The organism is Prodigiosinella confusarubida (assembly GCF_002847015.1).
Lineage (GTDB): Bacteria > Pseudomonadota > Gammaproteobacteria > Enterobacterales > Enterobacteriaceae > Prodigiosinella > Prodigiosinella aquatilis.
Genome location: NZ_CP025085.1, coordinates 3,814,685 through 3,828,534 on the forward strand (window position 1 = coordinate 3,814,685; position 13,850 = coordinate 3,828,534).

At 51.6% G+C, this 13,850-nt stretch carries 7 protein-coding genes, 1 tRNA gene and 2 pseudogenes; 5 read left to right on the forward strand and 5 right to left on the reverse strand.

Translation table 11 applies throughout. The annotated features are described in order from the left end of the window. Nucleotides 1-92: 92 nt before the first annotated feature. The 4 genes and pseudogenes from cuyB to CWC46_RS17445 all read left to right on the forward strand — a co-directional run. Nucleotides 93-809, forward strand: a complete 717-nt coding sequence (gene cuyB / locus CWC46_RS17430) for a cysteate racemase (RefSeq protein WP_021015269.1) — start codon at nucleotides 93-95, stop codon at nucleotides 807-809. Between the two features lie 367 nt (nucleotides 810-1,176). Next, nucleotides 1,177-4,289 (forward strand): annotated as a pseudogene (locus CWC46_RS17435) (beta-galactosidase). 286 nt (nucleotides 4,290-4,575) lie between these two features. Beyond that, nucleotides 4,576-4,651, forward strand: a tRNA-Asn gene (locus CWC46_RS17440). 162 nt (nucleotides 4,652-4,813) lie between these two features. Continuing rightward, nucleotides 4,814-5,275, forward strand: a pseudogene (locus CWC46_RS17445) (tyrosine-type recombinase/integrase); the annotation flags it as partial. Between the two features lie 169 nt (nucleotides 5,276-5,444). Here the strand turns inward: CWC46_RS17445 and CWC46_RS17450 are convergent. Then, nucleotides 5,445-6,380, reverse strand: coding sequence for a quinone oxidoreductase family protein (locus CWC46_RS17450; RefSeq protein ID WP_021015266.1), 936 nt, complete (start codon nucleotides 6,378-6,380; stop codon nucleotides 5,445-5,447). A gap of 70 nt (nucleotides 6,381-6,450) precedes the next feature. Here CWC46_RS17450 and CWC46_RS17455 point away from each other — a divergent pair, with 70 nt between their 5' ends. After that, nucleotides 6,451-6,933 carry a MarR family winged helix-turn-helix transcriptional regulator gene (locus CWC46_RS17455; RefSeq protein WP_021015265.1) on the forward strand — a complete coding sequence of 161 codons (483 nt, stop codon included), beginning with the start codon at nucleotides 6,451-6,453 and terminating at the stop codon, nucleotides 6,931-6,933. Nucleotides 6,934-7,030: 97 nt separating this feature from the next. On the opposite strand, the gene CWC46_RS17460 is transcribed toward CWC46_RS17455, so the two are convergent. The 4 genes from CWC46_RS17460 to CWC46_RS17475 form a co-directional block, all read right to left on the reverse strand. Next, nucleotides 7,031-8,488, reverse strand: coding sequence for an efflux transporter outer membrane subunit (locus tag CWC46_RS17460; RefSeq protein ID WP_021015264.1), 1,458 nt, complete (start codon nucleotides 8,486-8,488; stop codon nucleotides 7,031-7,033). A gap of 67 nt (nucleotides 8,489-8,555) precedes the next feature. After that, nucleotides 8,556-11,606 carry an efflux RND transporter permease subunit gene (locus tag CWC46_RS17465; RefSeq protein WP_021015263.1) on the reverse strand — a complete coding sequence of 1,017 codons (3,051 nt, stop codon included), beginning with the start codon at nucleotides 11,604-11,606 and terminating at the stop codon, nucleotides 8,556-8,558. Continuing rightward, nucleotides 11,603-12,694: an efflux RND transporter periplasmic adaptor subunit gene (locus CWC46_RS17470; protein ID WP_021015262.1), complete on the reverse strand. Its 1,092-nt coding sequence runs from the start codon at nucleotides 12,692-12,694 to the stop codon at nucleotides 11,603-11,605. Before CWC46_RS17470 ends, CWC46_RS17465 begins: the two co-directional genes overlap by 4 nt. Next, nucleotides 12,695-13,762, reverse strand: coding sequence for an efflux RND transporter periplasmic adaptor subunit (locus CWC46_RS17475; RefSeq protein ID WP_021015261.1), 1,068 nt, complete (start codon nucleotides 13,760-13,762; stop codon nucleotides 12,695-12,697). Nucleotides 13,763-13,850 lie beyond the last annotated feature (88 nt).

Sequence of the window (13,850 nt, forward strand, 5' to 3'; positions counted from 1 at the left end):
AAATCATACATAGCAGATGGGAATTTAGCAATTCACATTCTGAGCGATTATGCGATTATCCTTTTAATTTCAATATATAAGAGGTTAAGAGTGTGAACAGTTTAATCGGTATTCTTGGTGGCATGGGGCCAGGCGCCACTGTCGATGCCATGCAAAAATTGATTAAAAACACGCCGGCCTACAAGGATCAGGACCACATTCCGCTGATTGCCATTTCTATTCCAGATATTCCTGATCGCACTCAATGTATTCTTCAGAATAGCGCCTCACCGCTGAAAAAAATGATTAAATACATGAAAATATTAGAAAATGCGGGCGCAGAATGCATCATTATCCCCTGTAATACCGCGCATTACTGGTTTAATGAATTAAAACAACACACCCAGGTTGAGATGATCAGTATTATTGAAACCACCTGCCAACTGATCAAAGAGAAAAATATTCGCCGGATTGGATTGCTGGCAACGACGGCCACCATTAAAGCCGAAATATATCAAGGCTCTCTGAGGGAAAATCAGGTGCAGTGCTGCATCCCTGAAAGGACAGAGCAGGAACAGGTCATGAACAGTATTTACGCCTATAAAGCCGGTGATTTTGATCAGGCTTATCATCTGTTGCTACCGGTAAAAGCACGCCTGCAACAAATGGGCGTGGAAAAAATAATACTGGGTTGTACCGAACTGCCGCTCATACTGGAAAATGAAATCAAAGCCGCACCGTCCGACTATATTGACGCCACCGAAGAGTTGATTAAAAAAACCGTGTCTTGGTATTACCAACATGCGGGTCGCAATAACGTTGCGGCGTAAACGCCCAACCGTTTAATTACCCAGGATGCAGAATAGACGCTACGCAGTATGGCAATGCGTAGCGTCTGAAAATCATGTTCTGCCATAACATTCACCGTGTTGCATATTTCCTTACATTGTCCCGCTACCTGAATTGGTTATAACATACCGGCCATATTTCACGTTGCCAGGGTTTTCTATCAAACCACGCGCGGCCACAAATTGCTTCATCAATTAAAACCACAGCTAATCAGTTTGATTTAATGTGGTGAGACTTCCTATTTACTCCGGCAAAAGATATCGTGATGCTCAAATAAACTCTGAGCGAATAACAATAATACTACTGGTTACTATCATTGTTGCCGACGAAGCAGGGAAACTCAGCTTTATGTCTATTTCAATCTATCCTCATCATACACTTACGACTCTCACGGCTGTTCTGGCCCGGCGTGATTGGGAGAATCCAGCTTGTACTCACGTTCAGCGCTTGCCGGCACATCCCCCATTCCAGAGCTGGCGGACGCTAGATCAAGCCAGAGATTGTGCGCTGTCACCGCAGCGACTCTCATTAAATGGCGAATGGGTTTTCAGCTATTTCCCTCAACCGGAAGTGGTACCAGAAAGCTGGTTACGCCAGGATTTACCTGATGCTGACCAGATCACCGTGCCCTCAAACTGGCAGATCGCCGGTTACGACACACCCATTTATACCAATGTCAAATATCCGATTCCTGTCAACCCACCCTATGTACCCAGACAGAATCCCACGGGGTGTTATTCGCTCACATTTTCTATGGACAGTGAGAGAATAAATCACGAACAGACAAGGATTGTTTTTGACGGTGTCAGCTCAGCCTTTCATCTATGGTGTAATGGACATTGGGTGGGCTATTCTCAGGACAGTCGCCTACCGGCCGAGTTTAACCTCACCGCATATCTGAAAGTGGGAGAAAACCGACTCGCCGTCATGGTATTGCGCTGGTCGGATGGTACCTATCTGGAAGATCAGGATATGTGGCGTATGAGCGGAATTTTCCGCGATGTCACGTTGCTGCATAAACCTGATATTCATCTGTGCGATGTGCACATCACCACACCGTTACATCATGATTACACCCAAGGAACGTTGTGTGTGCAGGCGCAGGCCAACCTACCAGAAAAGACGACGTCGACCTGGCAACTGCATGTACAGCTGTGGCGCGGAAAAGCGTTGGTGGGAGAAACCCACCGTCCGTTTGGCAGCCAGATCATTGATGAACGTGGACATTATCACGACCGCGTACAGCTACAGTTACCCGTCGAGCATCCCGCACTATGGAGCGCCGAAGCCCCCAATCTGTACCGTGCGGTGATAGCGCTGGAAACCACGGAAGGAGCACTGATTGAGCCGAAGCCTACGATGTCGGTTTTCGTGAGGTCACCATCAGCCAGGGATTGCTGAAGCTTAACGGCAAACCGCTGCTGATTCGCGGTGTCAATCGCCACGAACACCAGCCTGAACGCGGACAAGCTATCGACGAAGCCACCATGCGTAACGATATTCTGCTGATGAAACAGCACAATTTCAACGCAGTACGCTGTTCGCACTATCCCAATCACCCATTGTGGTATCGCCTGTGTGATCGCTATGGTTTGTATGTGGTAGATGAAGCCAATATTGAAACCCACGGCATGCAGCCAATGAATCGTTTATCCGACGATCCAGGCTGGCTACCCGCGTTTGCGGAACGGGTAACGCGTATGGTGCAACGTGACCGCAACCACCCGTGCATTATCATCTGGTCGTTGGGTAATGAATCAGGGTATGGCCGTAATCACGATGCCATGTACCAATGGATCAAGCAGCAGGAACCTACCCGACCGGTACAATATGAAGGGGGCGGCGCCAACAGCAACGCAACGGATATCGTTTGCCCGATGTATGCTCGCGTCGATCAGGATCAACCCTTCCCGGCCGTCCCAAAATGGTCAATCAAAAAGTGGATTGGTCTACCGGGAGAAACACGTCCGCTGATTTTGTGTGAATACGCCCACGCCATGGGCAACAGTCTAGGCGGCTTTGATCGCTACTGGCAGGCATTCCGCCAACATCCCCGGCTGCAAGGCGGGTTTATCTGGGATTGGGTCGACCAGGCATTGATACAGTATGACGATCAACAACACCCTTTCTGGGCTTATGGCGGAGATTTTGGCGACCAACCCAATGATCGCCAATTCTGTCTGGATGGTTTGCTGTTCCCCGATCGCTCTGCGCATCCCAGCCTGTATGAGGCTCAGCGCGCCCAGCAATTTTTCCAGTTTGAGCTGATTTCCACCCAGCCCCTGACACTGAAAATCACCAGCGAATACCTGTTTCGCCACTGCGACAACGAAACGCTGCACTGGAACATCATGCAGGACGATCAGCAAATCAATGCTGGCAGTCTGCCGTTGACACTGGCACCACAGTCCAGCATCACCATCACATTACTGGATACGCTGCCACACACCGACAATGTGGAAGCCATGTGGTTAAATGTTGACGTCGTTCAACCCAATGCCACCGACTGGTCAGCCGCTAATCACCACTGCGCCTGGGATCAGTGGCAATTGCCCGTTTCACGGCTATTACCGACGCCTGACCATTTCGATGGAACACCACCACAACTGCATCAGGACGACGCCTGGGCACACGTTTATCACAACGATCAACACTGGGTTTTCAACCGGCAGACCGGCCAGTTGGAACAGTGGTGGCAAGATGGCAACGCAGGTCTGCTCAGCCCGTTACAGGACAATTTTGTCCGCGCCCCATTAGATAATGACATCGGCATCAGCGAAGTTGACCACATCGATCCCAACGCATGGGTAGAACGCTGGAAGTTGGCGGGCTTATATCAACTGAAAGCTCAATGCATAAGGATGGAAGCGGAGCAGTTAAGCAACCGCGTGCAAATCGTGACCGAACATACCTTCTGCCACCGGCAGCAAACACTACTGATAAGCCGCAAAGTATGGCAGATCAACCATCAAGGCGTACTGACGGTCGATATTAATGTCGATACGGCAGTGTCCCTGCCAGCGCTGGCCCGCATCGGATTGAGCGTTCAACTGGCGGATTCACACCCATCAGTAAGCTGGCTGGGACAAGGCCCGCATGAGAACTACCCCGACCGTCAACTGGCCGCACGCCACGGGCGCTGGACACTACCGCTGGAGTCCATGCACACACCGTATATTTTTCCGTCAGAAAATGGTTTGCGCTGCCATACCCGACGACTGAATTATGGCAACTGGTGCGTCGAAGGTGATTTCCATTTCGGTATCGGCCGTTATAGCCTGACGCAGTTGATGGACTGTAGCCATCATCACCTGCTGAAACCGGAACATGGCGTATGGCTGAATCTGGATGGTTTCCATATGGGGGTTGGCGGCGATGACTCCTGGAGTCCGAGCGTACATAGCGACTATCTGTTAACCGCCACTCACTACCACTACCAATTACGGCTCCAGAGGCAGTGATCAGCACAGCATCAGGGAAGATAGCCCTGATGCTTTCCGCCTGCTATTAAGCAAATCGGTGTGTTGATGGTTTTGCCAGTACCACTTGCCATGCAGGTCTGAATATAACGGTGCCAAACAATGTCATTCTGACGTGTGTTGCAGAATATTTGACTCGGCTCGACAAGGCGTGAGGATCACGGTTTCAGCCAGATCTGGTGATTTATTCTGCACTCGATACAAAAGTGTGAAAACAGGCTTTGACATCCCCTCAGGCCATCGTTAAGATGCGCCCCGTTCACACAATTCCTCTGTAGTTCAGTCGGTAGAACGGCGGACTGTTAATCCGTATGTCACTGGTTCGAGTCCAGTCAGAGGAGCCACATTTAGAAAAGCAGATGTCGAAAGGCATCTGCTTTTTGCTTTTTATTCAGCGTGATGACGTGAAAAACCGTCCCGATGCATGTTCAGTTTTCCCTTCGCATTGGGAAAATGTGGTGGTCAGATTGGGGGTCAGGTTGGTTCGATAATGGAGTGACCCCCACATGTCTCTTAACGACTCAAAAATCCGCAAATTGAAAGTATCCGCAAACCCCTTCAACGTTTCCGACTCTCACGGTCTGTATCTGTTGGCTAATCCCGGTGGTTCACGTCTCTGGTATCTCAAATATCGTATCAATGGTAAAGAATCCCGCCTCGGCTTAGGTGCCTATCCCGATGTATCTCTGGCGAATGCCCGACAACAGCGCGACGGTATCCGCAAGCTGCTGGCGCAGAATATCAACCCCGCACACCAGCGGGCGGCTGAAAAAGCGCCCTGTTCACCAGAAAAAACCTTCCAGACTGTGGCATTGTCTGGCATAAAAGTAACAGAACATGGTCAGAACACCACGCTGCTTGCCAGCATGAACAATCATATCTTTCCGGTTATCGGGCATCTGTCAGTCTCAGAGCTTAAAACCCATCATTTCATTGAATTATTAAAGAGAATTGAGAAAACAGGCCTATGACCCTGTAAATATTTCCGAACACAGCCACAACTTCCATACATCAAATTTAACATTCAGGTAATTAGCAAAGTAACAAACTCTCAACTTTATAAATTCCGCTAACTCTCTGAGTTTTCCATACCATATCTGAGAGACTCATTAAGGATCATGCTGAATCCCCTTAATATCAGATGGTGAAAACAGTGCGACAACGGCTGTCATCCTCATTCCATGCGTCGTTCACCTCATGTAACGGACGAAGACGGAATGGGACGGAGAAATCACTTAGTACAGCCGCTTGTAATAGTTCACCAACCGAAGCCACCAGCTCTGCATTAGATACGCTGCCAAGTCCACTCCCCATCAGGGTCAGTCCTGATGAGCGCAGCAATTTGCTATGCAATTCAATTTCTTGCCCGCTTAGCGAGCCGATCTGTACAAAACGTACTATCCTGGCGCCACCTGCAACGGCGGACTTCATGATATCAAGCGCACTCTCCCCCCAGAGATAATCCAGAACGACATCGATCCCCTCTTCCATCAGCGGGGGGAGTTCATGCGGCAATTCTTCCAGCGTAAACGTAATGTCTGCCCCCTGATTATGTAGCTTTTCCAGCGCTTGAGTATTACGTCCGGTTGCAATGATTTTCCCCGCGCCCAGGTGACGAGCGATACGTACGGCCAGACCGCCGGAAGTGCCTGTCGCGCCATTTATAAGAACGGTTTCTCCTTTTCGCACCTGTGCCCGACGCGTTAAAGCCGCCCAAGATGACATTCCGGGATTACCAATGGCGGCAGCCATAGCGGGATCGAGTGTTGCAGAGAGCGGTACGATACTTTTTCTCGTCACCAGCGTCTTCTCTGCCATACTTCCAAAAGGAGAATTCAAGGCGAAAAAAAAGACCGGATCTCCGTTAGTCAGATAACCGGTACCATCAATTCCAGGTATGAACGGATATTGAATCGTTGAGCTGTAATGTGTTCCCGCTGTCCGTGACTTGGCCAGTTGACTGATTGCAGCGGCTTTAACGTTGACCACAATATGCTGTTCATCTCCCTGAGGATCCATGAAATCTCCGTAAACCGGCGTTTCGCCTTTCCCATTAACAATTGCTGCTTTCATTGAGTTCACCTTTAGTTGAAGAATGATATGTGTATAATACACACATTATTCTTGTTCCCGGAGCCCGTCAATGAAAAGAGTGCAAAATACACATAATATCGATAATTTTGATGATTTACATGATACATTGTTGGCTATCGTCGGTGCCTTTAATCGGCCTCAACGTGATGAAATCATGATAAAAAACTCCGGGATAAATCTTGACCGTGCATTATTTCCACTGCTGGTCCTGATAGGCCGCTTTGGCCCGATGGGGGTAGGAGAACTCGCTGACCGGGTTGGTCGGGATTACACGACGGTAAGCCGTCAGGTAGCTAAACTCGAGCAAATGAGCCTAACTCATCGACAGAAAAACGTTAAAGACAAGCGAATTAACGAAGCGGTCGCTACACCTGAAGGAAAAATGATGACCGATAAAATCGATCACGCACGCGCACTCATTTATAACGACATATTCAATAGCTGGCCAAACGATGACCGCGTTGAATTCGAAAGATTATTGAAAAACTTCGTTCATGATTTTAATGCATTGGAACAAAAAAAGTCCGTTTAATCCGGAGTTATGACCACACAGGCGAAGTGCGCAGGACATTTATCCTGCCCATTAACGGCCATCCATGGCAGAATCCGGTTTAAACAGGCCTGGTGCCTCACTCTACGGCTTCATGCTCCCACCCTCCTCCAAGGGCCTTGTAAAGGGTAATAAGACTGTTTTGTTGTGAAAGTCTGCTCTGAATCAGAGACTGTTGCGCGGCGAATAACGTCCGCTGTGCATCCAGCACGTTCAGATAGTCCGTCGCACCGTTGGTATACTGAATCTGAACGAAGTCGAATGCCGCCTTTGCGGCCTGGACATTTTTTTGCTGCGCCTGGGTTTCATCGTCCACCACACTGCGTTCTGCCAGCGCATCCGAGACCTCACGGAACGCGGTTTGAATGGTTTTCTCATACTCTGCCACTGCGATGTTTCGTTCAACTTTTGACGTTTCTAACTGCGCCATAAGCCGCCCTCCGCTGAAGATGGGCAGATTAACCTGGGGGGCAAAACTCCAGCTGCGCCCCCCTGCGTCAAAGAGTTCCCCTAAAGCGTTGCTCGCGCGGCCGGCAGAGGTTGTCAGGCTAATGCTGGGGAAAAACGCCGCACGTGCTGCCCCGATGTCAGCATTAGCAGCCAGCAGATTGTGTTCCGCTGACATAATATCAGGCCGTTGTTGTAACAAATCAGAGGGGAGGCCTGCAGATAACGGTTTATTGCTGACCATGTTTGCTAAAGAATCAGTTGAGGGCAACAGGCTCGCGGGTAGAGATGTGCCCACCAGTAAAGTCAGTGCATTACTGTCTGACATTACCAGCTTATCAGCAAGGAGTAACTGGTAACGGGCACTCTCCAGCTCGCTTTCCGCCTGATGCAGCGGTAGTTGGGAGGATTTACCGACGTTGGTCAGACTCTGTTGCAAATCATATGCTGCCTGGCGACTGCGCAATGTATCCTGAGCCAGGCGTTGTAGATCCTGATCAGCCGCCAGCGACAAATAGCTTTCTGCCACTTCGGCGATCAGACTTATCTGCGTGGCCTGTCGTGACCAGACTGTCGACAGGTAATCCTGCTGTGCCTCTTCCTTCAGGCTACGGATGCGCCCGAAAAGATCGAGCTCATACGCACTGATACCGACATCGAGACTGTAACCACGAGTCACCCCGCCAATCCCCGTATAAGAGACCGACGCCGGTGTACGTTGGGCTTGCTCTGCTCCTGCTATTCCTATTTGAGGCATCAGCGCTGAGCGCTGTATCCGGTACTGTGCCTGGGCCTTCTCTATATTCAAAATCGCAATTTTCAAATCACGGTTGTTGTCCAGGGCCAACTGCACCACCTGCCGTAACTTGGGATCAACGAATAAGGTTTGCCAGGTTATCGCCGCAACGGACGTGTCTGACACACCAGTTTTAGCCTTTATCGGCCACGCAGACGCAACGGGCGCGACGGGACGATGATACTCGGGCACTAACGTGCAACCTGTTAAAAAGGTCGCCAACACTACCGCCGTGACCGGCGTCAGGGCGCGGCGGGATAAGTGTAGCGTTCGGGACACAATAAAATAACTCATGCCATTGCTACCTGATTCAGTGTAAAGAGGCGGCTTTCGTTCAGGCCGGCATCCATCAGCGGATATGTCATTCTGCTTTCTCCTCTTGAGGAATTTTGAACCACGTGACGTAGAGCGCGGGAAGGAATAACAACGTCAGGACGGTCCCGATAATGATGCCGCCCATCATGGCATAGGCCATTGGACCCCAGAATATTTCTCGGGCAATAGGGATCAGCGCAAGCGTAGCGGCGGCGGCCGTTAACATGATGGGGCGCATACGATGTTCGGTTGCCTCTACGACGGCCCGCCAGGGGGATATTCCCTCGGCCCGCAATGTGTCGATATGTACCACCAGGATCACCGAGTTGCGGATCAAGATACCTACCAGCGCTAACACCCCCAGAATGGCCACAAATCCCATCGGTGCATGACTCAGTAACAGTGCTGACACCACGCCGATTAACGCCAATGGGGCGACGGAAAAGACCAAAAACAGACGATGGAAACTTTGCAGTTGGATCATCAAAATGGTGGCAATGACAAAAATCATAACAGGGATCACCTTCTCTATCGGCGCCTGTGACTGCGCGCTCTTCTCAACCGCGCCGCCCGTTTCAACGGTGTATCCCTGAGGCAGGCTCTGCCGGAATGCATCCACTTTAGGCTCAAGGCGTTTCACAATGGTTGCCGGTTGAATGTCACCGATCACGCCTGCTTTCAGCGTAATGGTGGGCGCACGGTCACGCCGCCAGATGGTTGGTTGCTCAAGCTCATAACTGAAGGTGGCGACAGAAGACAAAGGTATCTGCTGGCCGTTAGCGCCATCGAGCTGCAGATCCCGCAATGCGCTTACTGAACCGCGCTCTTTCGGCTGCCCCCGCCACACGACATTTATCAGATAGATACTATCGCGAACCTGGGTGACCGTTGCACCTTCTGCCAGACCGTTTACAGCCTGAGCGATAGCCTGAGATGAAACACCCATCTGGCGTGCCTTATCCTGCAGGACATGTACCTTGACCACACGTGCCGGCTCATTCCAGTCGAAAGCAAGATTGCTCAGCGAAGGATCCTGGTTCAGGATTGCCGCCAGTTTATGTGCTTCGCTGCGTACCTGCTGGATATCCGGTCCCGCCACTCGGTATTGTACTGGTTTGCCAACCGGCGGTCCGATGTCCAGAAACTTGACGTAGGCGTCGGTACCCGGAAACCTATGGGCTAAATAGGACCGAAACTTTAATTGCAGACGATTCCGCGCTTTGATGTCTTTTGCCACAATCACTGTCTGGCCAAATGATAGCGATGGCGGTTGCACGTCAAACGACAGGATAAACCGCGGTGCGCCGGTGCCGATATAGCTCGACCAGTGATCCACATCAGGACTGTTTTGAAGTTCATCCCGTGCAAACTGCGCCATTTGGCGGCTGGTTTCTTCAATAGAACTGTTCTGCGGCAGATTCCAGTCTACGATGAGCTCGGGACGGTCGGAACTGGGGAAGAACTGATGCTGGACCTGCGACATCCCAAGGACAGAGAGAATAAATGCCATACAGACGCTGCCAATCGTCAGCCACCGGTGGCGGAGACACCAGTGCAGCATGCGGGAAAAGACTTTGTCGGTCAGGCTTTTGTGTTCTCCTTTCTTTTCTATCGTCTTTGGCAGCAGTGCCACGCCTAATAGCGGCGCGACCAAAACTGCAACCACCCATGAGACAATCAGTGAAACAGCGATCACAACAAACAGCGTAAAGAGAAACTCACCCGCATTACTGGCGTTAAATCCGACCGGAATAAAACTGGACACGGTGACCAGCGTTCCCGTCAACATCGGAAACGCAGTGGAGGTATACACGTGCGTGGCTGCTTTTCTAAGGCTGTCCCCCATTTCCAGGCGGGCCACCATCATTTCCGTGGCGATCATCGCATCGTCGACTAACAGCCCTAACGCGATGATCAATGCGCCCAGCGAGATCCGCTGCAAAGAAATACCGGCGTAATACATCACCAGGAAAGTAATGGCCAGCACCAGAGGAATGGAAATGGCGACTACCAGGCCAGCCCGGACGCCCAGACTGATAAAACTGATCGCCAACACAATGACGACGGCCTCAAATAAAGCATGGGTAAATCCAGAGACGGCTTCATTCACAATGGCGGGCTGATCGGAGACTTTTGATACAGACACCCCGGCAGGCAGATCGTGCATGATATTGCCAATCATCTGGTCCAGCGCGTGACCAAACACTAACAAATTACTGCCAGATTTGATGCCCACCGCCAGCGCGATGGCGGGTTTGCCATCGTAACGGAACAGCGAAGTAGGCGGATCAACGTAACCACGCGTAATCTTAACCACATCCGTGAGAGGGAAGAACCGGTTATTAATGTGCAGGTTGATGTGCCGCAGGCTTTGCTCAGAGGCGAAACCGCCATCTACCCTCAGCGCGATGCGGTCCGAGCCAGCTTCGATAAAGCCGGATGCGGTGACGGCGTTCTGTGCCTGTAGCGCGGCAATTACCGCGCTACGGCTCACGCCCAGTTCGGCACTCTTCCGGGGATTGAACTCCAGATAGATCACTTCATCCTGCGCGCCCAGGATCTCAACTTTGCCGACATTAGGGATGGTCTGTACTTTCTTTTGCGCCTCGTTGACATAATCACGCAGTTGACGCTGGCTGATACCGTCGCTGGTAAAGGCATAAATATTGCCAAACACATCATCGAAACGGTCGTTTAAAAAAGGCCCCTGTATGCCTGCAGGAAAATCACTATGAATATCCGCCATCATATTGCGAACCCGCTGCCAGACAGCGCGGACGTCCTTAGACGGCGTATTTTCCTTCAGATCCACATATATAATGGTTTGCCCCGCCGTTGTCTGGCTGCGGGTGTGATCTAAGGTATCAATGTCACGCAGCTTTTTCTCAATACGGTCGGTCACCTGATTTGTCATTTCTTCCGCTGTCGCCCCTGGCCACCGCGCCTGGATGACCATGGTTTTGATCGTAAAGGCCGGGTCTTCTTCTCTTCCCAGTCCCTGATAAGAAAAGAAGCCAATCACTGCCGAAATAATGATGAAATACCAGACCAGAGAACGATGCTCGAGCGCCCAGTCCGAAAGGTTAAATTTGTTCACAGTGTAGGCGTCCTCTCAATGCGGATTTTTTGTCCCGGCTGTAAACTGTTCACACCGGCCGTAACGATCTGCTCCCCCGCCCGCAGCCCACTCAGAACACGAACCAAGCCCACCTGCGGCGAAGGAATGAACTGGATCTTTCTCAGGCTGACGGTCAAAGAGGATGGGTTAATCACCCAGACAAAGTGCACCTGCTGACGCTCAAGAACGGCGGTTGCAGGAATAATCACTGACGTGTCCGCTTTTTTTGTCATCAGGGGAAATGCCGTTACCACAGTGCCTAACCGAAATGCTGGTGGGGCATCATTTATGGCGATCTTGACTCGTCTCAGGCGCGTAACCGTATCGGCCGCCGGCGCAATTTCTCTCAGTTCGCCCGTCCATTTAATAGAGGGATCCATTTGCAATGCGATTTCGAATTTATGCCCTAGACTCACGTTCTTTAGCTCCTCCTCTGGCACATCGACCACGGCATCCCGTTCCCTTAGACAGGCAACCTGAAATACGGTCTGTCCTGCAGCAACGGTTTGTCCGGTTTCGACGGACACCGAGGTGATGACGCCGTTAAAGTGCGATTTCAATTGGGCATAACTTAGCTGTTCGTCGGCCTTACGGAGTCTGGCCTGGGCTTCTCCCACCGCTGCCTGAGCGGCCGTCAGATTCTGTTCGGCCTCCTCCAGCTCTTCAACGCTTGTAACCTGTGCCGCGGCAAGACTGCGTTGCCGTTTGGCAGTAATCAGGGCATTTTGAAGTTTTGCCTGCGCATCCTGCAGGCTGGCCCGCGCGCTTTGTTGCGAAAACTCCAACGACAGAGGATCGAGTTCAGCAAGCACCTCCCCAGCACTCACTTCATCGCCCACTGCCACATGGCGTGACACGACACGGCCCGGAGTCTGGAAGGAAAGCGGTGACGTGACGCGGGGTTGTACCGTGCCGGCCAGGCTCATGCCGCCGGCCGACTCGGTGAGCGCGGTGGCGGAAAGAACATAGCGCGGTGCCGGAATGGCGGCAGTTTTGTCATCACATCCTGTGACGGTTGCCAGCAGCAGAGCCAATGGACAAATAAAAAACCATGGATGTCTGTTCATTTACTTTTGCTCCTGAGAAACGCGCTGACCTGCTATCAGAAACTTTCCGCCTTCAGTGACTACCCAGGCGCCAGGCGTCAGCCCTGCCGTCACTACCACGTCGTGGGCGCGGTAGCGCGAAACCGTAATAGCTTGCAGAGAAACGACGTGTTTTTCTTTATCTATCACCCATACGGCGGGCTTACCCCGCATTGAGGTCAGTGCGCCGGGTGGCAGTAAAATGCCCTGCGATTCTTTCGTGACAAAGCTGCCGACAACAGGTGCGCCGAGTGGCCACTGTGCCGTCGCGGGTAACGTGGCTTTCACCCTAACGGTACCGCGCGTCTCATCCAGCAACGGCGCAACTTCCCGCACCCTGGCAGTTAAAGGAGAAGAGGCTATCGAAAGCAAACTGACGTCAATGTTATCTCCTGGCTGCTCATTGACTAACAGGGCCTCCGGCACCTGGAACACGGCATCGCGTAAGCCATCATGAGCGAGAGTAAAAACAGTTTGGGCTGAAGCAACGACCTGACCGACTTCCAGCTGTCGCGAGACAATCACCCCATCCGCATCCGCTCTGAGCTCGGTATAGGTCAGCGCATCATTTGCCGTGTTAAGTGAGGACCGTGCGCTGGCCAATCCCGCCTGTGCACTACTGAAATCTTCCCGCGCCTGATCCCATTCGGCCTGTGAAATTGCCCGGGTCGCGAGCAACTTCTGATCGCGACTGAAGATGCTTTGTTTTAACTTAAGCGTTGCGCGGGCAGCGCGGAGTGTTGCCTGCGCAACATCCACGTCCGCTCTTTTTTCCACGTCGTCGAGCCTTGCCAGCACTTCTCCTTTATGTACCCGGCTCCCGACATCAACCAGCCGTGCAATCACCCGCCCTTCTGTCCGGAACGCCAGATCGGCCTGGACCTTCGCAGCAACCTCGCCCGATATATGCGTCACCTTTTGATAAGGAACCAGCTGTACCTGCATAGCTTTCACCGGCTGCGGAGGCGGTGCCGACGCCTGCTTTTGTCCGTCACACCCGGTCAGTGCTACGCAGACCAAACTGAATACAATTATCGAAACCCGTTGCATGGGACCCTCATCATTGAAAACACGGAAATAGACGCTATATTTATCATTGACTGACCAGTCAGTCAATTTATTGATGAGTAACTTCGGT